Source organism: Actinoplanes sp. NPDC049265, assembly GCF_043197135.1.
Taxonomy (GTDB): domain Bacteria; phylum Actinomycetota; class Actinomycetes; order Mycobacteriales; family Micromonosporaceae; genus Actinoplanes.
This window is the reverse complement of the sequence record NZ_JBICSP010000001.1, coordinates 443,040-468,796: the sequence shown is the minus strand read 5'-3', so window position 1 is coordinate 468,796 and position 25,757 is coordinate 443,040. Positions and strand designations below refer to the sequence as shown.

At 66.8% G+C, this 25,757-nt stretch carries 30 protein-coding genes; 28 read left to right on the top strand and 2 right to left on the bottom strand.

Going from position 1 to position 25,757, the window contains the following annotated elements:
* The first annotated feature begins 388 nt into the window (after positions 1 to 388).
* The 6 genes from ACGFIO_RS02265 (at position 389) to ACGFIO_RS02240 (ending at position 6,639) form a co-directional block, all read left to right on the top strand.
* Entirely contained in the window at positions 389 to 817 is a 429-nt protein-coding gene (locus tag ACGFIO_RS02265) for a hypothetical protein (protein WP_392822550.1), read from the top strand.
* Positions 818 to 840: 23 nt separating this feature from the next.
* Entirely contained in the window at positions 841 to 2,466 is a 1,626-nt protein-coding gene (locus tag ACGFIO_RS02260; RefSeq protein WP_392820918.1) for a terminase, read from the top strand.
* Between the two features lie 12 nt (positions 2,467 to 2,478).
* Positions 2,479 to 3,894 carry a phage portal protein gene (locus tag ACGFIO_RS02255; RefSeq protein WP_392820916.1) on the top strand — a complete coding sequence of 472 codons (1,416 nt, stop codon included), beginning with the start codon at positions 2,479 to 2,481 and terminating at the stop codon, positions 3,892 to 3,894.
* A complete protein-coding gene (locus ACGFIO_RS02250; protein ID WP_392820914.1) occupies positions 3,891 to 4,961 on the top strand; it encodes a hypothetical protein in 1,071 nt (356 codons plus the stop codon). Before ACGFIO_RS02255 ends, ACGFIO_RS02250 begins: the two co-directional genes overlap by 4 nt.
* Positions 4,958 to 5,497, top strand: coding sequence for a hypothetical protein (locus tag ACGFIO_RS02245; protein ID WP_392820912.1), 540 nt, complete (start codon positions 4,958 to 4,960; stop codon positions 5,495 to 5,497). Before ACGFIO_RS02250 ends, ACGFIO_RS02245 begins: the two co-directional genes overlap by 4 nt.
* Before the next feature lie 71 nt (positions 5,498 to 5,568).
* Positions 5,569 to 6,639, top strand: coding sequence for a hypothetical protein (locus ACGFIO_RS02240; RefSeq protein WP_392820909.1), 1,071 nt, complete (start codon positions 5,569 to 5,571; stop codon positions 6,637 to 6,639).
* An 88-nt stretch (positions 6,640 to 6,727) separates the two neighbouring features.
* Here ACGFIO_RS02240 and ACGFIO_RS02235 read toward each other — a convergent pair whose 3' ends face one another.
* Positions 6,728 to 7,747 (bottom strand): CHAT domain-containing protein, encoded by a 1,020-nt coding sequence (locus ACGFIO_RS02235; protein ID WP_392820907.1) that lies wholly within the window; start codon positions 7,745 to 7,747, stop codon positions 6,728 to 6,730.
* 108 nt (positions 7,748 to 7,855) lie between these two features.
* Here ACGFIO_RS02235 and ACGFIO_RS02230 point away from each other — a divergent pair, with 108 nt between their 5' ends.
* From ACGFIO_RS02230 to ACGFIO_RS02170, 13 genes are all read left to right on the top strand, one after another.
* On the top strand, positions 7,856 to 8,287 hold the full coding sequence (locus ACGFIO_RS02230; protein ID WP_392820905.1) for a hypothetical protein: 432 nt from the start codon (positions 7,856 to 7,858) through the stop codon (positions 8,285 to 8,287).
* Positions 8,284 to 8,619, top strand: a complete 336-nt coding sequence (locus ACGFIO_RS02225) for a phage head-tail adapter protein (RefSeq protein ID WP_392820903.1) — start codon at positions 8,284 to 8,286, stop codon at positions 8,617 to 8,619. Before ACGFIO_RS02230 ends, ACGFIO_RS02225 begins: the two co-directional genes overlap by 4 nt.
* Positions 8,619 to 8,993, top strand: a complete 375-nt coding sequence (locus ACGFIO_RS02220) for a DUF5403 family protein (protein WP_392820900.1) — start codon at positions 8,619 to 8,621, stop codon at positions 8,991 to 8,993. The genes ACGFIO_RS02225 and ACGFIO_RS02220 overlap by 1 nt, the downstream gene beginning before the upstream one ends.
* Positions 8,990 to 9,487: a hypothetical protein gene (locus ACGFIO_RS02215; RefSeq protein ID WP_392820898.1), complete on the top strand. Its 498-nt coding sequence runs from the start codon at positions 8,990 to 8,992 to the stop codon at positions 9,485 to 9,487. The genes ACGFIO_RS02220 and ACGFIO_RS02215 overlap by 4 nt, the downstream gene beginning before the upstream one ends.
* 72 nt (positions 9,488 to 9,559) lie before the next feature.
* Positions 9,560 to 10,138: a hypothetical protein gene (locus tag ACGFIO_RS02210; RefSeq protein WP_392820895.1), complete on the top strand. Its 579-nt coding sequence runs from the start codon at positions 9,560 to 9,562 to the stop codon at positions 10,136 to 10,138.
* 58 nt (positions 10,139 to 10,196) lie between these two features.
* Complete coding sequence (locus tag ACGFIO_RS02205) at positions 10,197 to 10,535, top strand: phage tail assembly protein (RefSeq protein ID WP_392820893.1); 339 nt, start codon at positions 10,197 to 10,199, stop codon at positions 10,533 to 10,535.
* A gap of 65 nt (positions 10,536 to 10,600) precedes the next feature.
* Positions 10,601 to 10,903: a hypothetical protein gene (locus ACGFIO_RS02200; protein WP_392820890.1), complete on the top strand. Its 303-nt coding sequence runs from the start codon at positions 10,601 to 10,603 to the stop codon at positions 10,901 to 10,903.
* A 4-nt stretch (positions 10,904 to 10,907) separates the two neighbouring features.
* Entirely contained in the window at positions 10,908 to 14,243 is a 3,336-nt protein-coding gene (locus tag ACGFIO_RS02195; RefSeq protein ID WP_392820887.1) for a hypothetical protein, read from the top strand.
* Positions 14,243 to 15,103 (top strand): phage tail family protein, encoded by an 861-nt coding sequence (locus tag ACGFIO_RS02190; protein ID WP_392820884.1) that lies wholly within the window; start codon positions 14,243 to 14,245, stop codon positions 15,101 to 15,103. Before ACGFIO_RS02195 ends, ACGFIO_RS02190 begins: the two co-directional genes overlap by 1 nt.
* Positions 15,103 to 16,887: a siphovirus ReqiPepy6 Gp37-like family protein gene (locus ACGFIO_RS02185; RefSeq protein WP_392820882.1), complete on the top strand. Its 1,785-nt coding sequence runs from the start codon at positions 15,103 to 15,105 to the stop codon at positions 16,885 to 16,887. Before ACGFIO_RS02190 ends, ACGFIO_RS02185 begins: the two co-directional genes overlap by 1 nt.
* Before the next feature lie 18 nt (positions 16,888 to 16,905).
* Entirely contained in the window at positions 16,906 to 17,580 is a 675-nt protein-coding gene (locus ACGFIO_RS02180; RefSeq protein ID WP_392820881.1) for a hypothetical protein, read from the top strand.
* 11 nt (positions 17,581 to 17,591) lie between these two features.
* Positions 17,592 to 18,650, top strand: coding sequence for a fibronectin type III domain-containing protein (locus ACGFIO_RS02175; RefSeq protein WP_392820878.1), 1,059 nt, complete (start codon positions 17,592 to 17,594; stop codon positions 18,648 to 18,650).
* The gene (locus tag ACGFIO_RS02170) at positions 18,647 to 18,994 is read left to right on the top strand and encodes a hypothetical protein (protein WP_392820875.1); all 348 of its coding nucleotides are present in this window, start codon (positions 18,647 to 18,649) and stop codon (positions 18,992 to 18,994) included. Before ACGFIO_RS02175 ends, ACGFIO_RS02170 begins: the two co-directional genes overlap by 4 nt.
* Positions 18,995 to 19,004: 10 nt before the next feature.
* On the opposite strand, the gene ACGFIO_RS02165 is transcribed toward ACGFIO_RS02170, so the two are convergent.
* Entirely contained in the window at positions 19,005 to 19,274 is a 270-nt protein-coding gene (locus tag ACGFIO_RS02165; RefSeq protein ID WP_392820872.1) for a hypothetical protein, read from the bottom strand.
* A gap of 381 nt (positions 19,275 to 19,655) precedes the next feature.
* Between ACGFIO_RS02165 and ACGFIO_RS02160 the strand changes: the two genes are divergently transcribed.
* The 9 genes from ACGFIO_RS02160 to ACGFIO_RS02120 all read left to right on the top strand — a co-directional run bounded on the left by ACGFIO_RS02160 (position 19,656) and on the right by ACGFIO_RS02120 (position 25,650).
* A complete protein-coding gene (locus ACGFIO_RS02160) occupies positions 19,656 to 20,600 on the top strand; it encodes a peptidoglycan-binding protein (RefSeq protein WP_392820870.1) in 945 nt (314 codons plus the stop codon).
* 17 nt (positions 20,601 to 20,617) lie between these two features.
* The gene (locus tag ACGFIO_RS02155) at positions 20,618 to 20,899 is read left to right on the top strand and encodes a hypothetical protein (protein WP_392820868.1); all 282 of its coding nucleotides are present in this window, start codon (positions 20,618 to 20,620) and stop codon (positions 20,897 to 20,899) included.
* Between the two features lie 395 nt (positions 20,900 to 21,294).
* Complete coding sequence (locus ACGFIO_RS02150; RefSeq protein ID WP_392820866.1) at positions 21,295 to 21,756, top strand: hypothetical protein; 462 nt, start codon at positions 21,295 to 21,297, stop codon at positions 21,754 to 21,756.
* Between the two features lie 323 nt (positions 21,757 to 22,079).
* Positions 22,080 to 22,373 (top strand): hypothetical protein, encoded by a 294-nt coding sequence (locus ACGFIO_RS02145; protein ID WP_392820863.1) that lies wholly within the window; start codon positions 22,080 to 22,082, stop codon positions 22,371 to 22,373.
* Positions 22,374 to 22,405: 32 nt separating this feature from the next.
* The gene (locus ACGFIO_RS02140; protein ID WP_392820861.1) at positions 22,406 to 23,311 is read left to right on the top strand and encodes a hypothetical protein; all 906 of its coding nucleotides are present in this window, start codon (positions 22,406 to 22,408) and stop codon (positions 23,309 to 23,311) included.
* Positions 23,312 to 23,355: 44 nt separating this feature from the next.
* Positions 23,356 to 23,865 carry a hypothetical protein gene (locus tag ACGFIO_RS02135; protein ID WP_392820858.1) on the top strand — a complete coding sequence of 170 codons (510 nt, stop codon included), beginning with the start codon at positions 23,356 to 23,358 and terminating at the stop codon, positions 23,863 to 23,865.
* Between the two features lie 55 nt (positions 23,866 to 23,920).
* Positions 23,921 to 24,370 carry a hypothetical protein gene (locus ACGFIO_RS02130; protein WP_392820856.1) on the top strand — a complete coding sequence of 150 codons (450 nt, stop codon included), beginning with the start codon at positions 23,921 to 23,923 and terminating at the stop codon, positions 24,368 to 24,370.
* Between the two features lie 14 nt (positions 24,371 to 24,384).
* Entirely contained in the window at positions 24,385 to 25,230 is an 846-nt protein-coding gene (locus ACGFIO_RS02125; protein ID WP_392820853.1) for an AAA family ATPase, read from the top strand.
* A gap of 39 nt (positions 25,231 to 25,269) precedes the next feature.
* Positions 25,270 to 25,650, top strand: coding sequence for a hypothetical protein (locus ACGFIO_RS02120; protein ID WP_392820850.1), 381 nt, complete (start codon positions 25,270 to 25,272; stop codon positions 25,648 to 25,650).
* Positions 25,651 to 25,757 lie beyond the last annotated feature (107 nt).

The window sequence follows — 25,757 nt, the reverse complement described above, 5'->3', positions numbered from 1 at the left end:
CACTCTTCTGCACCTGGCGTGATCAAGTCCAGCCGATGGGTGCTGATCGCGGGCTCGGTGCGGCTATTTGTAGCGCCGGCTTTGCTCTAGTCATGCGTCAATGGGCGCGAATTCTATGGACTTGCAAAGCCTTTGTCAACTTATCTTTCATCCAGGTGGAACTTCAGTGCACACCTAGGACCGGCCTTCCCTCACTGATGCACGGAACGGACGGGATGGCCTTCGATGCTGCAAGCCTAGTTTCCTCTCCGGTTAGTTCCGCCATCCTGCTTGCCATGCCTCCCATGGTCATCCGGAAAGCCAATTCTGGTTGTGGCGACTGTGGACAGCGCCAGCCTGTGGACAGACCCGGAAGGCGCTTGCGCTTGTGATATGCGAGGTGATCGCCATGCCGGGCCCTGTTCCGCACCGTGAGGCCGACCTTGCCCGTCCGCGAGAGCGTGGCGGCAGCCAAGCACAGCCGATCGTCAAGGGCGAGCTGAAGCCGGTGACCGTGCCCGCCGCGGACCCCGCCTGGCACCCGCTCGCCACTCGTTTGTACGAGTCGCTGCGCTCGTCAGGGCAGGCAGATTTCTACCAGAACTCCGACTGGGCGTTCGCCATGAGCGTCTGCGACGACCTGTCGCACTACAAGAAGTCGATGAAGCGGTCCGGTCAGATGCTTCAGACGATCTATTCCGCTCTGGAGCGGCTGCTGGTGACCGAGGGCGACCGGCGCCGGGTGCGTATCGAGCTGCACGAGCCGGAGGACGACAGCGAGCCGGCGTCGGTCCTGGCCATCGCCGACTACAAGCGGGACTTGGGGCTCGACGCCTAACGCCCGCCGAGGGGGTGCGGCTGTTGACCCCCGACGAGATCGCACTCCTTCAGCCGACCTATATCGGTCCAACCTGGCGCCGCAGCGACGACGGCACTTGGCTTCTGCCCAGATGGACGCTGGGCTGGCAGATCGCCGGCTGGTGCGCCGAGTACCTCAGGGGCGACGACGGCCAGCCGTGGCGGTTCACCCGCGAGCAGTTGCGTTTCATCCTCTGGTGGTACGCCGTCGATGCGTCCGGACGCTTCGTCTATCGCAAGGGCGTGCTCCAGCGGCTCAAGGGCTGGGGCAAGGACCCGCTGGTTGCGGTGATGTGCCTGATCGAGCTGGTCGGCCCGTCCCGGTTTTCGCACTTCGCCGCGAACGGTGAGCCGGTCGGCGTCGCGCATCCGCAGGCGTGGGTGCAGGTTGCCGCGGTCTCGCGGGATCAGACCCGCAACACCATGACGTTGTTCCCGGCGCTGATGAGCAAGCACTTCATCGCCACCTACGGGATCAAGGCCGGCGCCGAGCTGATCCGCGCCAATGGCGGCCGGCAGCGACTGGAAGCGGTCACCAGCTCGTACCGCGCGTTGGAGGGCGGCCGGTCGACGTTTGTGGTGCTCAACGAGACGCATCACTGGATCAAGGGCAACAACGGCCACCAGATGTACGAGACGATCGACGGAAACGCGACCAAGAAGGACTCGCGGTACCTGGCGATCACCAACGCTTACCTGCCCGGCGAAGACTCCGTAGGCGAGCGGATGCGCGAGGCGTGGGACAAGATCGCGGAGGGCCGGGCGCTGGATGTCGGGTTCCTATACGACTCTATCGAGGCGCACCCGAAGACCCCGCTGACGCCCGAGGCGCTGCACATCGTCATCCCGAAGATCCGCGGCGACGCGGTATGGCTCAACGTCGAGACGATCATCCAATCGGTCCTCGACATCACGCTGTCGCCGGCCCGCTCGCGGCGGATGTGGCTCAACCAGATCGTCGCCGACGAAGATGCGCTCTACGGCCCGGAGAACTGGGTTCCCCTGCTGGTCGAGGGCGCCACCCTCAAACCGGGCGACGAGATCGTATTGGGCTTCGACGGCGGCAAGACTGACGATGCGACCGCGCTGGTCGCCATCCGCACCTCCGACCGGGTCGCCTTCGTCCTCGGCCTGTGGGAACGCCCAGACGGACCCTCTGGCGACGGCTGGGAAGTCGACCGCGCCGCCGTGGACTCGGCCGTGCACGACGCGTTCCGGATCTTCACGGTGGCTGGGTTCTACGCCGACGTGGCCCTGTGGGAAAGCCACATTACGGACTGGGCCGCCGACTACGGCGAGGGCTTGGCGGTCAAGGCCGAGGGGCGCAACGCCATCGCCTGGGACATGCGGCAGAGCTTGCAGCGTGTCACCCGGGCGCACGAGCGGCTGATGCGCTCGATCTTCGACGGCAAGCTCCACCACGACGGTGACCTAAGCCTGCGGCGCCACGTGCTCAACGCGCGGCGCCGCTCCAACAACTACGGCGTCAGCTTCGGCAAAGAGAGCCGCGAAAGTCCCCGCAAGGTCGACCTGTACGCGGCGCTGATGCTCGCCCACGAGGCCCTGTACGACCTGCGCACTCGCGGCAAGAAGACCCGCCAGCGCACCGGTCGCGGCTACTTCCTGTGAAGGCGGTGAACGATGACCGACGCCCCGAGCGGAACACCGCGGGCCCTGGCTCAGCAACTGCTAGCGACGCTCGACCGCGACCTGCCACGCCTGCAACGTATCGACAACTACGTACAGGGCCGCCACGACGACCCGTACATGCCGGCCTTCGCCGACGACGAGTACCGGCTGCTGGCCAAAAGGGCGGTCGCGAACTGGATGCCGCTGCTCGTCGGCACACCCGCGCAGGCCCTGTACGTCGACAGCTTCCGGCGCGGCCGGACCATCGACACGCAGCCAGCGGCCCAGCTCCCAGAGTGGAAGCACTGGCAACGCTCGCGCCTTGACGCCAGGCAGGCGGCCATCCATCGCGGGGCGCTGACCTTCGGCCACAGCTTCGCGCTGACCGAGACGGTCAAAGGCGAGGTACGTACCAAGGGTCTGTCGGCGTTGAAGACGGCCGCACTGTACGAGGACCCGGCCAACGACGACACCCCGTACGCCGTGCTCACGGTGACGCGCCGTCCGAGCAGCGAGCAGCCCGGCACCGCGCGGATGTGGGACGCCACCACGGAGTACCGGGTGACGTTCAAGGGCCTTACCGACGCCGACAGCGTCCGTGTCAGCGCGGTGCGCCGGCACGGCGCTTCCGAGTGCCCGGTGACCCGGTTCGCGGCAGCCGTGGACCTGGAGGGCCGCACGGTCGGCGTGGTCGAGCCGATGATCGCGCTCCAGAACCGCATCAACCAGACCGTCTTCGACCTGCTCGTAGCCCAGACCTACGCGTCGTTCAAGGTGCGGACCGCCACCGGGATGGCACCGCCGATCAAACGTGACGCCGACGGTGAGCCGGTGCTCGACGACAATGGCCAGCCAATCCCGCTTCCGGTCAACGTCAACGCCAAGCGGTTTCTGTTCGCCGAAGACCCCGACGTCGAGTTCGGCTCGCTCGCCGAGACCCCGCTGGCCGGGTTCATCGACTCGATTGACATGAGCATCCGGCACCTGTCCGCGATCTCTCAGACCCCGCCGCACCACTTGCTGGGGCAAATCGCCAACCTCAGCGCGGAAGCCCTCCTCGCCGCGGAGACCGCGCTGTCCCGCAAGATCGCCGAGTTCCGGGCCATGTTCGGCGAGTCCTGGGAACGGGTGTTCAGGGTCGCCGCCGAATTGTCCGGCGACACGGCATCCGCGGAGGACTACGCGGGTGAGGTGCTGTGGCGCGACATGGAGATGAAGTCGCTCGCCCAGTCTGCTGACGGGCTCGGCAAGCTGGCCGATTCCCTGGACATCCCGAAGCGGGGCTTGTGGCCGCGGGTGCCTGGAGTGACCGCGACCGAGATCGGCGAGTGGGAACAGATCCGCGAGGACGACGACGCTGAACTTCAGCTCGCCCAGTCCATCCGCAGGGCCACACCCCAGCCGGATGAATCGGCGTTGGCCGCGTGACCAGCCGGGCCCGCGTGGCGGAGGCCGACCAGGCGTCGACCGCTTTCCACACCGCGCTGGCGCAGCTTGGCGTGGCCACCATCGAGGACGCGCTGAAGCTCTGGGACGGCGTGCCGCCCATCCGCACGGCCGCGCTGAGCGCGGCGTGGCTGCGGCGGGCCATCCACCTGGTGATGACCCGCCGCGAACGGGGCCGGGACCTGGCCATGGCGTATTACCGCCTCGTCCGGGCGTTGCGTACCGGCAGGACCGTCGCGGACCCGCGACGGCCGGAACCGGCCTACGTCACCCTCGCCACGCTGCGCAGCGAGTTCGCCGCCCTCGTCGACCCGGCTCCGGCCGCAACCACACAGGCGGCGCCGGAGAACGCTGGGCCGGCTGCGCGCGACGCGCCACCAGATACGCCGGCGAACGACGACGCGCGTGACGATCCTGACCAGATCCTGGTCGAGCAGATCGAGGCTCTGGACCGGGAACTGCAACGGCTGGAGCAGGCCGCAGAGGACGAAGCCCGGATAGCTCTGGAGGAGCTGGGCCCGCACAACCTGGGTCGCAAGGTCGCCGACATCGACACGTCCGCGCCAGCCAACGAGGTGGACCGGCTGCGCGACGACGCGCACCGCCGCGCCGGTACCCGGCAGGCAGCAGCCGCGGAACGCCTCGTTATGAATGGCGCCCGCAGCGCCGCGTGGACCCTGATCGATCGCGACCGCCGGGCACTGGGCTACGTGCGGCTGTCGCGGAGCGGTACCCCATGCGGTTGGTGCGCCATGTTGATTTCTCGAGGTGCGGTCTACAAGAGCGCCCGGACGGCTCAGTACGCCGACGGCGACGCGTATCACGACAACTGTCATTGCTACGCCGAGCCAGTCTTTGCCAGAGACCAGTTCACCGGCTCCGCCCGGTACGCGCTGAACCGCGAGTACGGCGCGTTGTGGCCGCAGGTCACCCAAGGGCTGTCCGGAAAGGCCGCCCTGTCTGCGTGGCGCCGCTTCATCCCGTCAACAGCAAGCCGCAGCCCAGCAGGCGCGGCCACCTTCGAACGTCCAGGAGGCGCGAAACCGTGATCACCCCTACCCACCCGGCCGTCCCCGCCGAGCAGACCGCGCCCGGTCCCGACAGCGACGCCGAACAGCCGGCGACGACTCCGGCAGAGCCCGCCGGCACGGAGCAGCCGAGCGCCGAGGACAACCGCTTGGACGGTGAGCTGCCCGAGTGGGCGCGTAAGCGCCTCACCCGCGCCAACGCCGAGGCGGCGAACTACCGCACCCGGCTGCGGGAGGCCGAGGCGCGTCTTGACGGAGCCAAAACGGCCGAGGAGTACGAGCAGGCCGTCGCCGACATCAAGACCCGTAACGCGGAGTTGGAGCAGCAGCTCGCCCGTGAACGCGTCGCCCGCAAGTTCAGCCTTCCGAACGACCTCGCTGAGCGCCTGCACGGCGGAACGGTCGAGGAGTTGGAAGCCGACGCCGCGAAGCTCCAGAAGTACGCGGCGCCGGCCGAGCCGGTCGCCCTCAGCGGCGGCCTGGATCCCACCGACGACAGCGACACCGAAACCGATCCGCGCGTGCTGGCCCGCCGCTACGGCGGTCGTCGCCGCTGACCATCGCGCAGTCTTCCGCCCTCGCACCACTTCGGTGACGAGGGCTTTGTCATGCCTGGAGGCACAACAACGTGGCACAGCACCAGATCGTCAAGCCCGAGAAGCTGGCCGCCACTGCGGTCGGCATGCTCGAACAGGAGCTGGTCGTCCCGAACCTGTTCCAGAAGGAAGGCGTCGACCAGTTCAAGGGCGCCGACAACGACACCATCAGCGTGCCGGTCGAGGGCGTCCTGCCTTTCCACGACTACGGCTGGCGCAACGACCGATCGCAGCCCATCCAGTTCGACGAGTACCGCGAACGCAAGATCGCGGTCACGTTCGGCGGGAACGTCTACTCGGCAGTGCGGCTGACCGACGAGCAAAACGACTTCGACCTCTCCGACTGGGGAAGGCTGCTGCGCCCCCAGGTCAAGGCCGTCGCCCGCGGCCTGTCCCGCCGCGCGGTCAACACCCTGACTCGGCAGGTCTACCCGGTCACCATCGGCGGCGCCGAGGCGAACCTGCGCGGAGCGATCACCGAGGCCAGGCGAGTCCTCAACAAGTTCAACGTCCCCGACGGCAACCGCTATCTGCTGGTCGGCTCAGACTTCGAGTCCGCGCTGCTCAACGACGACAAGCTCAACCTGGCCCAGTTCGTCGGCGACAGCGAGGCCGAAAGCGCGCTGACCACGGCGACCATCGGAAACCGGCGCGGGTTCCGCATCATCGTCAGCCAGGAGATCCCAGCTGCATCGGCGTACGCGTTCGCCACCTCGGCGTTCGTATTTCTGTCCGGCGCTCCGAGCGTCCCGCAGTCAGTCCCGTACGGTGCGACGACGTCTTTCGAGGGCATCGCCCTGCGCTGGGTCCGCGACTACGACCCCACCTTCATGTGGGACCGCTCCGTGGTCAACACCTACGCCGGGTTCCGTTCCGTCACCGATGTACTGGTCGGCTGGGACGAGGCCAAGCAATCCGAGGTCGTGTCCACCGGTGAGCACTTCGTGCGCGGTATCCGGCTCAGCCTCGACGGCACCTCGGCCTACCCGCCGGCCGATGGCGAACTGGCGAAGATCACCGGCATCTCCGACGCCGCGCAGTGGCCGCGGACCGGGTCAATGAGGTCCACCTCATCGGCCAGCTCCCGTCGCGTCCCCACCTGATCGCGGAAGGCGCGGAGCAACCGATGAGCCTCCGAGGCCTCCGCCGTGGCGCTCGTTACCGGGCGCCACGGCTAGAAGGATTCATCCCTCAGGCGACCAAGACGACCGTGGCCGGGTTGACGCCGGATGCGGCCTTGAGGGTCGGTAGGTCAGCATCCGCGACATGGGCCATGCTCAGCTCAACCTTGGACAATGCCAAGGCGCTGGCGACGGACTGACCTTCAGCAATCGACGAGTAGAAGCGCGCAGCGAATGAAATCGCGGCGCTGTCGCCGATGCTGCCGGACATTCCAACAGCGACCGACGCGACGCTCGTTAGCGTTTCGAGTTGTGCCTCAGATTTGCAGGCGTTCAACACGACAAGTCGGGGAGGATGGTCCACTGCCCGTAGTGCGCCGACGAAGGTATCAGCGGCCATCGCGTATCCGTGCGCCGGTCCCGTCTCGCCCGCGTCGAAGCTCAAGACTGATTCATTGCCATGCCCCGAGAAGTGGATTGCGTGTGGCCGAAATCGCGTCAGGCCATTCAGTAGATCGGAACCGGTGGCGGCGGGTAGCGGTTCAATGTCAACCATGTCTCGATGCGTAGCTGCCCGAACTGCCTCCCTCACCGCTCGAACTTCCCTGTCTACGCGAAGATCTCCCGCTTGCGCGGCTGTCATATAGAGGATGCGCAGTGGTTCCCGGTCTCGTCGTGCGATCTCCCGAGTCCTAGCAGACCGAACGCTGTTGGCCGCGGAGCCGTCAAACTTCTCGATGTCAGCTTCGATGTGTGATCCCCGAGAAAAATGCGCGGGGGCCTGGTGGTGCGTAACATCCGTTACGCGGTGCGTCACCAACTTGCCGCTTGGGATCTTCTGCTCGATCAAGTCACCTTCCTCGACATCCGTGGTGATGTCGAAGAACGCTTTGCCTTTCTGAATGGAAGCGAGGACTTCGACTCGAAGTTCCCCGTTTGGAGCGTCCCGGACGAGAGTTACCGTTGATCCGATGCGTTTGAGCATGGACGAGAATGACATTAAGTCCTCGCGCTTTCCGATCTTTTCAAATAATTCAAGGTGACGTTCTCCGGTTTCTGCGGTTTCGTGCGGTGTGCCGAACGCACCCATTTTAGACCGCTTCCGAAGTCTGGTGCCTTCGACCACGCCGCCGATAACGCCTTCGGATGCCCATCGCTTGAGGGAGGCCTCATAACTTCACTTGCCAGCATCGACGAATTGACTCAACGTCTGGACTGGGCCCTTGACCCCGACGAGACCCGCATCGCGGCAGCCGCGCTGGAGGACGCCTCGGAGCTGGCCCGCAGCTACGGCCGCGACTGGGACACAGCGTCTGCGCCTCGCCTGGTGCGCACGTTGGTCCTTAAGGCGTGCCGTCGGTACATGAACAACCCCAACGGCTACACCCAGTCGCGTGCTGGCGATGAGACGCTGGGTTGGAGCGACGCAGCTGGTGAGAATGCCGGGACGGTGTACTTCACCGAGGAGGAGCAGAAGCTCCTGCGTGGGCTGGCGGGCAAGAGTCCTTCGCTGGCCTCAGTGCCGATCTCCGCCTGGGAATCGCAGCGTGAGGCGCCCGTCGGCGTGGTTCCGGTGGCCGGCGGCGGTAAGCCCTTTCCGCTGTTCAGCGATGAGGTGGAGCCCTGGTGAGCGTTCAGCGGCGCCGCGGTCAGACCGCTTTCATCTGGAAAAGCATGGCCATCATCGACAACCGTGGCAACGAGGTGCGGGTGGCGGAGGACGACGGCCCGTACAAGGTTCGGGCGGTGTTCCTTCCGCAGCGGTCAGCTCGGGCAGAGGTGCCCGGCCAGGCGCAGATCAACGTCATCCGCATGCTGATCGACGCTGATGTCGAAGACGTCGACCTTTGGTCCCGGGTGCAATGGAACGGCCGGCTGTGGGATGTCGTGACCCCACCCGCGCTGCACCTCGGGAGCCGCCGGGTACGGCACTGGTCGATCGACATCCGGGAGCGTCCCTGATGGCGAAAATCTACCGTCGCGCGACCAAGCAGGTCGCGCAGAACGAGGGCGTGCAGGCCGAGCTGGAGGCCCGCACGTTTGAGATCGCCGCTCGCGCGGAGGTCGAGTTGGTGCGTCACCGGCAGGACGGCGACGCCGAGATCGACATCGAGCACGGCGATGTCGACTGGTACGTGATCCTGTCCGACGAGCGCGGGCAGAAGGCCGCGATGTCGATCGAGTACGGCCGTGCCGGCTACACCGACCCGGAGACCGGAGAGCAGTGGGGCGCGATGGACGGGCTGTTCATCCTGCACAACGCCGCGCACCTGCCCAAGGGCGCGCACTCCAAGATCCGCGTCCCGCCGCTGCGCAAACGCAAGGGGAACGGATGAGCGGGCTACCGGCGAACATCCGCGCGATGGTCGAGCTGAGCCCGGCCGAGGATCTGCTCCTGTACCTGCTTCGTGAGACCCTGGCTGGGGTCAGCGTGCAGTCGCTGATCTGGGACAACCAGACTTTCCCGCTGGTGCTGATGCGCCGGCAACCGTCCTTCGGCGAATGGCTCGGCGACACCCGGTTCCTCGACTCGGCTGACCTGGTGATCCACACCTTTGCCGAGGACCCGAACGGTGACGAGGACGCAGCGCTGCTGGCCGAAGCGGTCCGGGTGGCGTTGCGCGACGCGTGGTTGCAGCACCGTTCGGTGCCGCAGCGCGGGCATTTGACCAGGGTCACGATGACCTCGGCGCCTCGCCGGGTCACTGACTGGGCGACCGCGACCGGCCCGGTGCAGTACGCCGATCTACCGACCGGTGTGTGGCGGTACGAGTCGCTGTATCGCATCGCGATCCGCAAGCCGCGCGTCCGGCCGTTCCCCACCGCCTGACTTCCGCTCCGAAGGACCCGCTCTCGCGATAAGGGCGGGTCTTTCGCCTTGCCCCTTGAGGAGCTTGCTTACGTGATCAATGACGATGCCACCCTGGTCATCGGCAGTGGCAATTACTTCACCGCGCCCACCGGAACCGAGTTCCCGGCCGACCTGCTCGCCCCGGCGTCGCCGTGGGACAACGTCGGGCACACCTCGCTGGAAGACATCTTCGGCATCAGTTCCGAGGGTGGCGAGGCGACGGTGCTGGGCACGTTGCAGAACAAGAACTTGCGGACGAAGTACAGCGCAAGGACGGAGTCGCTGGCGTTCACGTTGCAGCAGTTCGACGTCGATGGCCTGCGCCTGTACTACGGGGCGAACGCCCCGATGCTGCCCAACGGTCTGCTCGGTGTGCCGGCCGAACCGGTCCCCACGATCTGCGCCTTCCTTGTCGTCTTCGTCGATGGGGATAACCACTTCGGCTTCTACGCGCCGAAGGCTGAGGTGTACCGGGCCGACGACTTCAGCGCCTCAGATACGGAATCCCTGGCCGGTCTGCCGCTCGGAGTCAAACCGATGACGTACGGGGCGAACGCCTGGACGTACGCCGTCACCCCGCTGGGCGCGACCATCGAGCCGGACCCCGACGCAGACGCGATCACCGTGTGACCGCCTCCGGCACACCCGCCCCTTCCGCATTCTTGTTGACCGTGGAGGTCCGATACCCATGTCCTCGTTCATGCTGGACGACATCCGCGCCGCGGCCGAGGTGAAGTACGGCTCGACCGACATCGACCTCGGCACCCGTGTGGTGAAGCTGCTCAACCCACTGCGACTGCCGAAGAAACAGCGCGCCGCGCTCATCGCGGTGCAGGAGAAGCTGAACGCCGGGGACGCCGATCAGGAGGCCCTGCTGTCGGAGGCGCTGAGCCTGGTGACCGAGACGCCGGCTGCGGCCCAGGCCCTGCTGGCGGCGATCGGTGACGACCTGGCCGTGCTGGTCGAGGTCTTCTCCCGCTACAGCGAGGGCACGCAGGTGGGGGAAGCCTCGGCCTCGCGCGACTGATCGACGAGCATGGCGAAGGGCTCTACCCGGACCTGCTGTATCACTACGGCGTCGACCTGACCCGGGTGATCGCGGGCGACGGGCCGGCCCCTTCGCTGGTGCTCGCACTCGCGCAGAGGCTCCCCGACACCTCGCTGACTGTCGCGCTTGCCTCGGGCGGGCGGCAGCACTTCGGGTGGGGCGTCGACCGGCACCTGATCGCCGATCTGTACGACGCACTCAACCAGAACACCCGGGCCACTGGCCACTGGGCCAAGGGCAAGGTGCCCACGCTGCCGGCGTGGCCGCGCCCGAGCAGCCAGGCCAAGCCCGAACGCAAGAAGCCGGTGACGGTGGCCGAGCTGTATCAGCGATTCCAGCGGAGGTGACCAGATGCCCGCTGGCCAGGTGATCGGCCGCGTCTCGGTGAAGGTGCTGCCCGACACCGACGACTTTCGCCGCCAGGCGCAGAACAGTCTCGACCGGATCGAGAAGCAACTCCAAGTCACCGTCCAGGCGAAGATCGACCTGACTGGCGGGCTGCGCGATGCGCTGGTGGAGTTGCGGCGCATCAACCAGGAGAACCGGGTCAACGACGGCCGCAAGATGCGGATCTACACCACGATCGCCACGTCGAACATGGACGAGGAGATCACCAAAGCCGTCCGCAAGCTCCAGGAGAAGGCCGACAGCCGCAAGATCCAGATCAATGCGGACCTGGTCGGCGCGGTCGTGGCGACCGACCTGGACGAGGAGTCGCTGAAGCACGTCGAGGACAAGCTGAAGGACTGGGCGGACGACATCAGCCCGTTGAAGGTCCAGGTCGAGCCGGACTACGCCGCCGGCTCCGGCGCCCTGGTCAACGCGAAGCTGAAGCTGCTCACCCGGCCGCGCACAGTCCCGCTGATCCCGACGGTTGATCAGAGCGCATTGATCAGCGCGGCCACCGCACTCGCCGCCCTGTCAGGCGCCCGGTCGGTGAGCGACATCCTCGACAACCTCTGGCAGGTCATCAAGAACCTCGACAAGGCCGCCCCGATCATCGGCGGCCTGGCCCTGGCCATCGCGGGGCTCGGCAGCGTGGGCATCGCGGCGGCCAGCGACCTGGCCGCGTTGTCGGCGTCGCTGGCCAGCATCGCCCCGCTCGCGTTGGTGCTGCCGGGCCTGCTGGGCGGGATGGCGCTCGGGCTCGGCGCGACCCTGGTGGCCTTCAAAGACTTCAACAGCGTCCTGCCCGAGGTCAAAGCCCAGTTGTCCGCACTCGCGGACCTGATGTCGGGCAACTTCTGGAGCCCGGCCGAGGCGCCGATCCGCAGCCTCGTCGACACCCTGTTGCCGGAGCTCTCCGCCGGCATGGCGGCGGTCAGCACCGAGCTCGGCGGCTTCTTCGCCGGACTGGCCACCGCGTTCAGCGGCGTGTTCGACGGCGCGTTGGCCGGCATGTTCGCCGACCTGTCGTCGTCGATCACCATCGCTACCGGCGCTACCGGGGCGCTGGCCAGCATCATCAAGATTCTGGGCGAGACCGGCGCCGGGTATCTGCCCGAGTTGGCGCAGTGGTTCGTCGACATCGCCACCACCTTCAACGACTGGCTGTCGGGCGCGGCCAACGACGGCCGGCTGACCGGCTGGATCAACACCGCGCTGGTGGCGCTGTCTGACCTGAGCACGGTCCTGCTGTCGGTCGGGCAGATCCTGGCCGGCGTCGCGAAGGCGGCAACCGACTCGGGCGGCACCTCGCTCGCCGTGCTGGCTGACGGGCTCGCGCACATCGCGGATGTGGTGAACAGCCCGGCGTTCCAGACCACGCTGACCGGCGTCTTCCTGGCGGCGCACGAGGCGATGAACAGCATCGTCACCCAGGCCGGGCCGGCGCTGGAAGACCTGTTCGTCCAGTTCGCCGACACGCTGCAAACGGTGCTGCCGGTGGCCGGGCAGGCGATCGGTGCGCTGCTGGGCAGCCTTGCCTCCGCGCTGGCACAGCCGGAGTTTCAGCGGGGTCTGCTCGACCTGTTCTCCGGCATCCGTGACGCCGTCCTCGGGCTGACGCCGGCGATCGGGCCGCTCGGCGCCGCGCTGGGCGCGCTCGGCTCGGTGCTGGGCACCTTCATGGCCACGCTCGGCCCGACGCTGGGCACGGTCTTCGCCGCGCTGGCGTCAGCCGTCACGACGTTGGCCCCGGCGCTGCAACCGCTGATCACCGTGTTGGGTGGGGCGCTCAGCTCGGCGATGGCGTCACTGGCGCCGATCATCGCTCAGGTCGCGACCGCGCTGGCGTCGATGATCTCCGGCGGGCTGGTGCCCGCGCTGACGTCAGCGTTCTCCGCGCTGACGCCGGTGGTGACCGCCTTGGGCGGTCTGCTCGGCACAGTGCTGGTGACGGCGCTGAACGCCGTCACCCCTCTGTTGCCGATCATCGCGCAGCTTCTCGCGGCGATTGCGCCGGTCATCGCCCAATTGCTGACGTCACTGGCCCCAATCGTCGGGCAGATCCTGGCGGCGTTGGGGCCGGCGCTCGGTGTCATCGTGCAGGCGCTCACCCCGCTGATCACGATGCTGCTCTCGCTGCTGACGTCCATCATCACACCGCTGGTGGCGGCGCTCGGTGACGTCGTGGCGGCAGCGTTGCCGGCGCTGGCCGCCGGGATCGCCGAGGCGGCGACCGCGATCCAGCCGCTGCTGAACATGCTGAAGACGCTCATCGACTTCCTGATGCCGTACCTCGTGCCGGCCATCCAAGCGATGGCGTCGGTGCTGATCGACAACCTGGTGGTCGCGATCACCACGGTCGTCGACGTCATCGCCGCAGCCGTCAAGATCATCCAAGGGATTTGGGATGTCTTCGCCGGGTTGTTCACCGGCGACTGGAACCGCGTCTGGACCGGCATCAAGGAAATCTTCGGCGGCGTCTGGGACGGCATCGTCGCACTGCTCTCCGGTGTGATCGACATCCTGCTCAACAACCTCTCCGCGGGCCTGAGCAACGCGAAGAACCTGTGGTCGATCGCGTGGAACGCGATCAAGTCGGTCGCCGCTTCGATCTGGAACTGGATGACCGCCACCTGGTCGTCGATCACCAGCGCTATCACCACCACATCGAGCGCGGCCTGGTCGAGCATCCGCAGCACGTTCTCCACCCTGTGGTCGGACATCAAAGCAACCGCTTCGTCCGCCTGGAACTCGGTGACGTCGACTTTCAACAACGGCGTCAGCAACGCCGTCGATGTCGTCAGAGACCTGCCCGGCAAGGCCAAGGCCGCGTTGGGCAACCTGTCCTCGACGCTGGTCAACGCCGGGGTGCAACTGATCGCAGGGTTCATCGACGGCATTACGTCGATGTTCGGCAAGGTCAAAGCCACCTTGGGCAGCCTCACCTCTAGCCTGACCAGTTGGAAAGGGCCGCCGGCCCGCGACCAGCTCCTGCTGGTCGACGCCGGCCGGCTGGTGATGGACGGCTTCATCACCGGGCTGGAGTCGCGCTATGACGCGGTCCGCCGGTCGTTGGCCCGCCTCACCGCCGACGTCGGCGCTACGACGATCCGGGCGCCGGCTCTCGCGGGGTTCTCCGCCGCAGGCTTGTCCGCCCACGTCACGGGCGCTATCAACCCGTCCGCAGAAGCGAACGGTACGACGAAGGTTCTGAATTACTACGCGGCGCCGGGGTCTTCGCTCGACAGCGAGGAAGACCTGTTTGCGGCAGCAGGTCGGGCGAGGATGGTGGGCTGGTAATGCCGCATCTGGTGCTGGAGTCCGCCACGGACTCACTCAACCTGGATGACGTCGCGCAGACCGGGTCCGGCGTGCAGGCGTTGACCGGGGCGACCGGACTCGGTTTCCCGGACGTCGCGGCCCAATGGATTGAAGGCGCCGGTGACGGCGCCACCTATCGCGGCTCGCGCCTTCGCTCACGCGACATCGACCTGCCGCTGCACCTGCTCGCTGACAACCGCCAGGGTCTCAGAGCCTTGGTGGCCCGGCTGGAGGTGATGCTCGCCGAGAAGTGCGTGCTGCGGTTCGTCGAGGACGACGGCACCGACTGGTCCACCCCGGTTGCTTGGCAAGGCGGCGGGAAGTGGGTCTACGGCACGGACACGACGGGTACCCGTGAGTTGTCCACCGTCATCACCCTGCGGGCCGGCTCGCCGTACTGGACGTCGAGCACAGCGATCAGTCAGCGCATCACGAACGCAGGCGGCGGCCGGGGTCTGCTCAATGGCAGCCTCGCGAACCTGCGGGTCGCGCCGAGCCAGGCGATCGGCACCATCGTGCTCGAGAACAGCGGCACCGCACCCGCCTACCCGGTGTGGGCAGTCACCGGACCTGGCAAGAACTTCGCGGCGATCTCACCGACCGGCCAGGTGCTGCGCTGGACCGGCACGTTGTCGGCCGGCGAGACGCTGATCCTCGACACGCAAGCCGGGACCGTGACCGACGCGGCCGGGGCAAACCGGTACGCCGGTCTCGCCGCGGCTCCCCGGTTCTGGGCAGTGCCGCCCGGTACCAGCACGGCGACGGCTTCGCTCGACGACGCCAGCACGGCGTCCGTCATCGTGTGCACCTGGCGGCCCCGCAAGAGGGTGGTGATCTGATGCGCCTGTCTGACATCACCGTCGAGGTCCGCGACAAGCAGCTCAACCGGCTGGGCCTGATCCGCCCCGAGGAACTGGACCTGACACTCCAGGACGCCTTCAACAACGTCGGCACATGGAATATCGCCATGGCGGTCGAGCACCCGCTGGCCGCAGCGCTGCGCACTCCCGGCGCGGGCATCGTCGTGACCGGCCCGGACGACGTGCTGATGTCAGGACCGGTCACGAAGGCCGAGAATTCGGCGACCGCCGACGACCCGGCCGGCGCGCTGACCGTTGAAGGCGTCTCCGATTCCTGCCTGCTGGCTGACGTGCTGGCCTACCCCGATCCGGCCCAGGGCGACCCGACGAAGCAGGCGAAAGTGAACGACCAGCGGACCGGCCCGATCGAGTCGCTGATGCACGCCTTCGTCGCGGCGAACATCGGCCCGAGCGCACCGGCCGCACGCCGGCCCCACGGGACGCTGCTGTCGAAAGTCGTCATGGGCACCAACCGTGAACGCGGCATGTCCACCTCGAAGAGCGCCCGTTTCCGCGTGCTCGGCAACCTGCTGAGCGAGCTGGCCACCGGCTCGGGTCTCGGCTTCCGCATGGTCCAGCGCGGCTCGACCATCGCGTTCGAGACCTACACCGTGGCGGACCGCACGAAGCAGATCCGGCTCGACATCTACAACAGCACGCTGGCCGGCCACAAGGTCGCCGTCTCACCGCCTGGCGCGACGCTGGTTCTGGTCGCTGGCCAGAACGAAGGCGTCAAACGTCGGTTCGTCACGCGGACCAACGCTGACGCTCAGGCCGCAGAGATCGAGTGGGGCCGCCACATCGAGGTGTTCAAGGACCAGCGCAACACCGATGTGGTGGCCGAGCTGGAACGGGCCGGTGATGAGGTGCTGGCCGATGAAGGGTTCTCCACGCTGGCCGTGCAGGTCGTGCCGATGGAGGACAGCGCGATGCCGTACGGCACCGCGTGGCGGCAAGGCGACGCGGTCACTGTGGTCGTGGAAGGCCAGGAACTGTCGAGCACCGTGACGGGCTTCGTCATCAAGTCCGACGCGACCGGATTCCGTGTCGGCGCGGTGATCGGCGCCGCAACCGGGTTCGACCCGGACGCCGTGTTGGCCCGGCGGGTGACGGGTGTCGAGACCCGGGTGTCGCAGCTGGAAGCGACGGGCACGCCGCTCAACGGTTTTCACTTGCTGACTGAAGCTGACGACGAGGTCTCGCAGATTCCACCAGACGGCTTCGACGCCGGGGTGACTCTCACCCGCATCACCCGGGACGACAGCGCGAACTGGGCTCTTCCGGAGGGCCTGGCCGGCTATGTCATGACGGTCGGCGATGGTGGCGACGACTCATATCAGACCTTCGCGACGACCGCGCCGGACGGTAATCCGGAGTTTTACGTGGACTCCGGCACTGGCGTTCACGGCTGGTCGGTGTGGCGGAAACTCGTCACGGTCGGTGCCTACAACGCGGCGGACTTCGACACTCTCTCCCAGGTCCAGCAGGACTGGGGCACCAAGAGCATCACGATCGCGCCGACTGCATCGCAGTGGACGGCGGCGGTCACGTTCGCGAAGCCGTTCCCGGTCCCGCCGGTGGTTGTGCCGGCCATCTCCAACGCCAACACGGCCGTCTACTACCGGTCGCTTCAGTGCCGAGCCGTCGACATCACGACCACGGGTTGCACGCTGCTGGTCTACCACCCGGCCGGCACTGTCCTGGCCAGCGGATCCGTCGTCTTCGCCGTGCAGTACCACGCGGTCGGCGCCGCTTCCCACTGATCCCGGAGGTATCCCCGCGTGGCAATTTCGGCCTACCCCTTCGATGGGCAGGACACCACGGAGACACAGTACAGCCAGCTCTTCCGCGAGCTTCAAGACACCGGCGTCGCCGACTCGATCGGCGGCCCCGCATTCCTGGTGGCAGCCACCGGCAACGGCCTGGCGCTGAGCATCCAGCCGGGCTTGGCCATCGTGCGCGGCCACGCGGTCGCCTCGACCGCCGTCGAGACCCTCACGCTGTCCGGCGCAGGTTCCGCCGCCCGGCAGGACCGCATCGTTCTGCGTCTCGACCCGACCGCGAACACGATCACCCCGGCGATCCTGACCGGACCGAACATCGGCCTGACCCAGACCGACACGGGTGTCTACGAACTGAGCCTGGCGCTGATCAACGTCGCGGCCAACTCGACCACGCTCAACTCGGCGAACGTCGTGGACGAGCGCAGGTACGTCGGATCGCGCGTCGGATCCTGGACCACCGCACAGAGGCCTGTTGACCCGCGCCGCTACCGGCTTGGCTTCAACACCTCGACCGGCAAGTGGGAGTTCTTCAACGGCACGACCTGGATCGACATGGTGGCGCCGACCGCCGACAACGCAACCCGCTGGAACGGCTATGCGCTCACGGTCTCACCCACCACGCCGTCCGGCGCACCCACCGCCGACAGAATCTGGATTCAGCCGATGAGCTAGGGGGTTCCGCAGTGGCGATCACCTGGGGGTCCTACGACGGCCACCTCCGGCTGGGCATCGACTTGACCACCACGACGCCGGCCGCGAGCAGCACATCGGTCACGGTCACGGTCAAGCTGTACGTCCAGTGCGGCGACAACTTCAACTTCGACGATGATCAGAGCTGGTCGTTGTCCGGCACCGGCGGAGACTCCGGCTCATTCCACAACAGCCTCGACGAGAACCAATCGAAGCTGCTGTACTCCCACAGCTTCAGCGCAGCCATCGGCTACTCCGGCGGCCCGACCTACTCCTACTCGGCGAGGCTGTCCGGCGCGTTCAACGGCGACGCGCCGACGCACTCCCGCTCGATCACCCTGCCCCGGCGCCCACCGTCAGAGCCGAGCACGCCGGGAGCGCCCACCGTCAGCGCGATCACCGCCACCACGGCAACGCCCGCGTGGTCCGCGCCCGCGGCCAACGGTGCATCGCTGAACGGCGCTGGCGGGCAGGTGTCGCGCAACTCGGGTTTCACCAACGTCATCCAGTCCTGGAGCACCGGCTGGGCCACCAGCCGGACACTGACCAGCCTGCCGAAGGGCACAGTGCTGTACGTACGCGTACGCGCGCAGAACAGCGAGGGATGGTCGAGCTGGTCCGCGAGCCGGACCTTCACCACGCTCACCACCGCGCCGTCCGCCCCAGGCATCCCGGCCGTCAGCAACGTCGGCACAACCTCGGCTGCGGTCGCCTGGTCGGCACCGAGCGACACCGGGGGCGCGAGCATCACGAGTTATCAGATCCAGTCCGCCACCGATGCCGCCTTCTCCGGGGCGGTGGCAACGCTCAGCGACTCCGCCTCGCCCATCGCTTTGGCCGACCTGCTGCCCGGAACCACCTACTTCGTCCGCGTCCGGGCGATCAACGCGGCAGGCACCGGGGCCTGGTCGGCGGTCGCGACGTTCACGACGCTGTCCGGCGTCAAGGTAGGTGACGGCACCGCCTGGATTGACGCGATCGTCTGGGTCGGTGACGGCACCAAATGGGTGCTCACCCAGCTCAAGACCGGCACCGGCACCGATTGGAGGTGAACACCGCGTTGGCCCTCGAAGCCCCTGTCCAAGCAGCCGTTGTCACCGCGACCGGCGCCGTTCTGGCCGCCCTGATCGGTGTGCTGCTGGAAATGGTGCGCCGCTCGCACAAGAAGCTCGGACAGGTCGAGCAGAAGGCCGACGTCGCCGTCTCACAGGTGCACAACAGCCACGCCACCAACCTGCGCGACGACATCGACCGCGTCCTTGCGTCCCTGGACCGCGTCGAACACACCCAGCGCCTGCACACCAAAGAGATCGGCGGCCTGCGCGAAGAGATACGCCACGAACGCGTCGAACGTAACGACCTCGAACGCCGCGTCGACCGGCTTTACGAACGATAAGCCCCACCGCCTATTCCGCATCCTGGTCGGCGCGCGTCGAGGGCCGATATCCGAGGCGCTTGCCCGTCGACCGATTATTGATCTCCGCGGAATACGGTGGATTCTCCGAGCGCATAACGAGCACCAGATACGTAATCGACATGGCAACAAGGCCGACGATCGCCGCGACCGTTACGGGTGTCGAGACCCCACCCTTGGCGCCGGCCAACAAGACTCCAGCGACGCCGCTGGCAAGCGCACCGATCACCGCAGCATGCCCCTTGCTGTCTGACTTCGCCATTCCCTCAGCTCGCTCCTCGGTCCTCGAAGGCCATTGCCAGGGCTCCCCATCCCGCGAACAGATCCACGACAACGACTTGCCCTGTGCACAGTGTACGTCCGACAATGCCCGCTCGATTGGGGCTGGCCGGGACGAGCGTGCCGGACGACAGATATATGCGCAAACGCGGTTATCGAAATAATGCGGCTTCGGCGAAGATGATCAGTTCCCACTAAGCTATCTAGACCTTTTTAGTACCGCGACACAGGGCGCCTAGCTGCGGATATGGCTTGCCTGCGCCTACTCGCCGACTCCTTACTGTGTCGTTCCTCTAATTGATAACAATCCCACGCCCGTTCGGGTCGCTCACCGACGATCTATCCCAACTCCGGCCAGGCCGCCATGTGCAGCCTGGCCTTCTTGCTGTGCTCAGGAGGCAACCACGTGGCAAGCAACCCCAGTCCGACCCGCATCAGCTCGGCGATGTGGGAGCTGTGGCTGAAGTTCAAGGCGTTCGAGTCGAAGGTCAAGCTCGGCGGCATCTACGCCGACAAGCCGGGCTACCACAACGCCCGGGAGCACCTGTCCTCGCACGACTACAGCGTCGAGGAGGTCGCCAACGACCGGGAGGGCTCGGCGAAGCTGGCCAGCGCGATCGACCTGACGCTGCCGGCCGCCGAGATGCGCAAGTACAGCAAACGCCTCGACGACGCCATGAAGGCCAAGGACGGGCGGCTCTACATCAACGGCGAACCGATCGTGCGCGAGTACATCGGCACCCTGGACTCCAGGACCGTGCGCTGCTACATGCTCACCGGCGGCAAGGCGCAGGGTGTGGGTGCGGACAGCGGCCCGGACTCCGGCCGCGACCGCTCGCACCTGGGACACATCCACATCAGCTTCATCCGCAAGTTCGCAGCCAGCGCCGACGCCATCGGACGCATCCTGTCCATCCTCAAGGGCGAGACCATCGCGGACTGGCAGAAGGCAACCGGTGGCAAGCCCAGCGGGCCGCCCGCCTCCTCGGGCGGCGGCTCGGCGTTGCCGGTGGACGGCGTTCTTGGGCCGAAGACCATCTCGCGTTGGCAGCGGGTGATGGGCACGCCGGTCGACGGCAAGATCAGTCCGAATTCGGAGTTGGTCAAGGCGGTCCAGCGGTTCCTCAACGCCCACGGTGCGAACCCCAAGCTCGCGGTCGACGGCAAGGGCATCGCGCAGAACGGCAAGGTCACCCACACCATCCGGGCGCTTCAGAGATACCTCGGCACCCCGACTGACGGAAAACTCGACAAGCCGTCGGACTGCATCAAGGCGCTCCAGAGACGCCTCAATACCAACCGGTTCTGAGTCAGGAGGCCAACACCTTGAACGAATCCCGACGCCGCACCATCCGTACCGCATTCCAGACTGCCGTCTCCGCGGCAGGCGTCCTGCTCGTCGTGATCCCCGTCGTCATGCAGGTCGCGCAGGATCATCTGCCCGCCAAGGCATTCGCGGCCCTCGCTGCGGTCGCGGCCGCCATCACCGCGGGCGCCACGATCGTGACCCGCCTGATGGCCCTGCCGGTGGTTATCGGATTCATCGACACCTACGCGCCGTGGCTGTCCGCCCACGAGCGGGACGCCGACGACAGCACAAGCGATTAATCGACGAACGTCTAGACGCAGGCCTGGCGATCACCCTCAAATATCTACGGAGTGTCGCCAAAGGCATCACCGTCCGGCGATCCATCGGCCCGCACACTCAGCTCGAACATACGTTCGAGCGATGCGGCGAGATATGGTCTGCGGTTGATGGCGCCACGCCGTGGCGCTGAAGAACGTCCTGTTCGCGACGAGGGTCGGCGCGACTGCCGAGCCTTGAACACCGCAGGAAAGCGATGTCGTGCGTGATGGCGCATCGGTCGGATTCTTTACCGTTCGATTGTGCTCGAATGTCACGCATCGTGGCTTGACCCCCATCACACCCTCGGTTCTAATTACACGTTGAAACGGGGGGCGCGGGCCCAGCCCGAGTGGGCGAGCTTTGGTGGGGAGCGTCGGTGGCGGCCAAGACGAAAATCGTCGACCTGCAAGAAGTGCTTCGCTGGTTCTCCGAGGGCCGTAAGTATCGGTGGATGGTCGAGCAGTACGAGACCAAGTACGGCGTCTCGACGACCCCGAGCATGTGGGGCAACATTCGCCGCGATTACGGCCTGGACCGCCGCACGACGCAGAACGACGAGCTGTTGCCCTGGAAGCTGCGCGAGGAAGACCGCTTCGCGTACCCGGCGCTGATGTTGCGCCTGGAGGCTCGCCGCCGTGAGAACAAGGAAGCCGACATCCGGCCCGTCGATCGCGGGCGGTTAGCCAGCTGGCTCAAGGGCTTAGATGAGCGCGGTGTGGTCATCGCCTACGACTACGGCGACACGACCGGCTTCACCGAGCAGCCGCGTCTGCCGGAAGATGACGACATCATCCGGCGACCTACGACCGCCACCGGTAAGCGACGCGCCACCGAATGAACGTCCTGCCAGGGGCTTCTTGATTCGCTTACCGCAGTGCGGTTGGGGTGGCCGTTCGGGCTACCCCCACTCGTTCTTTCGGTCACGTCTGGCGAAGGCGACGTTCACTATTGAACGGTCATTTCGGCTTTGCTCCTAAGTAGCTAGAGTGATCCACTGGTCCCAAAATGAGCCCCGCTCGCAACTGGGCGGTCGGGTCTCTTGACGATGCACGCGTGGTGGGAACTCGGCGCGTCAGGAAGGGTGGAGTCACCTCGTGAACCGGGAACCGTCAGCGGGGGCAGCTTCCCGAGCCATCAGCCAAAGGCGCAGGTGAATGTTGCATGGTGCAGTCATCGCCCCGCGGTGCAGGCCGGCACGGGGGCAAGGAGCAGGATCATCCTCCCAGCCTCGTGACCTTGGTCAACAAGCCCGACGCCTTCGAGTTCTACCTCGACGCGGCCCCGGGCTACGCGTCGGCAGATATCGCCGAGGCACTTTCCTCCGCCAACGCGCAGGGTCTGGAAGCAATGGACCCCGACGAGGTCGATCCGGAACTCTTTGATGACGGTTCGGTCCGCATCTGGCTGACGACCACCGACTCGTACTCCGGACCCAAAAATCCCTTGCTGTCCTAACAGGATTTGTCCACGACGACAATCGGGAGGTAGTGCACCTGACTTATCGCATCACGCGGCCAAGCCAATTCGACAGTCCCGCAGAGCCTGCGTCATCGGCCGGCGTTCCACGCGATCGCTACGACCGCCCCCTCATCCACATACCGGGCCGTGCCAAGCCCACCCCGTACACGCGCTGCACCACCTTCGTGGACTGCATCGAGGACAAGTCGGCCCTGAACGCCTGGGGCAAACGCATGGTCCTGGTCGGCGCCGCCCACGACCCCGCGCTTGTCGCTCAGGCGCGCCAGCTCGACCCGCTCGACCCCGCCGGCAAACGAGCCCTCAACAGCCTTGCCGAGCGGGCCACCGCCCTCGCGGGCGCGCACGCCAAGCGCGAGAAGGGCACCCACCTGCACAAGCTGTCGGAGTACGTCGACCGCGGCGAAGCCCTTCCCGGTGCCACCGATCAGGACGTTGCGGACATGGCCGCATACAAGGCCGCAACCCTGCACTTGGACGTGGTACACGTCGAGCGGCTGGTGGTCGTCGACGCGCTCACTGTCGCCGGTACGCCGGACCGGATCTGCTTCTACGCCGGCCCCGGCCCCGACGGCACGCCGTTCGCCGGTAACGTCATCACTGATCTGAAGACCGGCTCGGTCGAGCGCGGCGGTCTGAAGATGGCCATGCAGTTGGCCGTCTACTCGCGCGGCCAGTTCTACGACCACATCACCCAGGCCCGCAGCCCGCTGCCGGACGTCAGCCAGCAGTGGGGCCTGATCATCCACCTACCGGCCGGCACCGGGCAGTGCACGGTCTACTGGATCGACCTCACGGTCGGCTGGCAAGCCGTCCTCGTGGCGCAGCAGGTCCGCGCGTTGCGGTCCAAGCGTCGGCTCATGATCCCGTTCCGTGCGCTCGATCACTCTGCTGCGGATGTCGTGGTCGATCAATGACCCATCGTGTAAATGTAGTCGCTTGCGATCGAGAGGAGCGCCGCATGGGTATCCCCGCCGACCCCCTGGCCAGTGGCATCACCGTGACGATCAAGTACGGCAAGGGCTACGAACAGCCCTGGGCCGTGTTCCACGGCACGACCGAGCAGGTCCGCGAGGACATCGCGACCTTCTTCGGGATGCAGCCCGACGATGTGGCAGGCCTGACCCTGTCGGATCTCGTCGCGAACGCGACCACGGCAGCCCAAGCGGTCGGGGCGTTGACCTCCGGCCTGGGCGCCACCGTTGTCGAGTCGCGAAACTCGCCGCCCGTGCAGACGCGCCCGGCGGCGAGCCGGCCGCCGGCAACCGATCGCTCCAGCGCGTGGGAACAGGCAACCGCTGAGCGCCCGCAGGCGGAGCCCGCCGCCAATCCGCTCCTCGCGCTGATCGCCCAGGCGCCGGACGTGCGCAGCCTCGAACGGCTGTGGGCCGAGAATCAGGACGCGTTCGCCGATCCGGCAGTCACCGCCGCATGGAAAGTCCGTGGCCGCAGCCTGACCAGGGCGGGTTGATCCGTACTCAAACGTGTAAATGTAGTCAGACGTTCGTGAGGGAGTACACCGCACGATGAGCTTTTCGTTCGCCAAGCCGTCCGCGATCTCCGGCGGCACGTTCTTCAAGCCGGCCGATCACATGAACGACCTCGCCCTGCTGATCGAGCCGACCAGCATCGTCAAGGGCGTCGAGAACACCTACCAGGGCCGGACCACGCTGCGCGACGAGGTCACCGCCGATATCACCGTCTTCGCCACCAGCGAGGCCCTGGAGAAGGGCGAGCCGACCGCCCTCATCAAGGGCGCCCGGGTGGTGCACGGCATGTTGACCTCCACACTCGAACGCGTCATGGGCGGCGCGATGGTCGCCGTGGTCCGCAAGATCCCGACCCAGTCCGGTGCCGGCTATGCCTTCCGGGACGTCGAGTGGGACACCGAGGCCGCGGTCGGCGCCTACTGGGAGCAACGCGAATCCGCTGTGGACGCGGCCCGCGAGTCCGGCGCCATGCCGTCGTTCGACTGAGCGGGGCGGAGCAGATGCTGACGCCTCGACGGTCGCTCAGCCTGCACGCCGAGTCCGGTCGTGAACTTCCCCGGGTTCCGGCATTCGCGGCGTTGTATCGCCGCGGGTGCCGGCCCCGGCACGGGGAAGTCATCATGATCGCCGGCCGTTCAGGCACCCAGAAAAGCGGTCTGGCCCTGTTCTGGGTCGCCCAGATGAACCTGCCGACGCTTTACATGTCGGCCGACATGAGTCCGTTCACCGCCTCCTCGCGGCTCGCGTCGATGGTCACCGGCGACAGCACCGGGCAGGTCGAAGCCGGCATGGCGGCCGGCGGCGAGCAACGCGCCCGCTACCTGCGCGCCCTGGCGCCGAGCCGGATCACGTTCGCATTTGGCTCGCCGATCACCTGGCAAGCGCTCGACGAGGAGTTGGAGGCGTACGTCGAGCTGTGGGACGCCTATCCGCAGGTCATCGTCTGCGACAACCTGATGGACTTCGACGCCGCGGAGTCGGACTACACCGCGCAGATGGCCGTGATGTCCGGGCTGACCGAGCTGGCCCGCGCGACCGGCGCCACGGTGATCGTGCTGCACCACGCCAGCGACAAGAGTTGGGAGGCAAAGTCCGACCCGTGGGCCCCGCCGAGCCGGGACCAGGTCAAGGGCGGCCTGTCAGAGAAGCCGGAGCTGTCGCTGTCGGTGGCGCTGGACCCGCATTCGATGGAGTTCCGCATCGCGGTGATCAAGCAGCGTATGGGCCCGTCCGATCCGACCGCGCGGCAGTACGCGGTGCTGTGGTGCGACCCCGAACGGACCCGCTTTCACGCCACGTCACCGATGCAACGTTCTCGGCCTGTCCCGACAGGGGTGAATCGATGACCGACTTCTCGCATCTGGAGATAACTGAGGTGACCTGCGATGACTGACGCCACCGGCCGCAATCGGCGCAACAAGCGGGCGGGAGCGGACTGGGAGGTCGCTCTGCTGAAGGGCCTGCGCGAGCACGGCCACGAAGTCGAACGGCTCCGCCTGGCCGGCCAGCACGACGAAGGTGACCTCGTGGTCAGAGTCATCGAGTGCATGGACCGCAACGTCCAGCACGTGGTGGTCGAGGCCAAGGCTGGCGTTCTGCATCCGGCCGAGTTTGTCCGCGAGGCGATGACCGAGCGCATCAACTACGCCAAGGCCAGAGGACTGGATCCGGCCGACGTGCGCGGCGTCGTTATCGCCAAGTCACGAGGCAAGAACTGGAAGGACGCGTACGTGCTGACCACCGTGCGCGACTACTTCGGCCTGTGAACCGGATGAACCCCACGCCGGGTCAACCCCAGTCAACCCCAGTCAACCCCAGTCAACCCAAGACAACCTGAGACAGCTATCCATCCGGCTGATGCCGGGCGACGCTT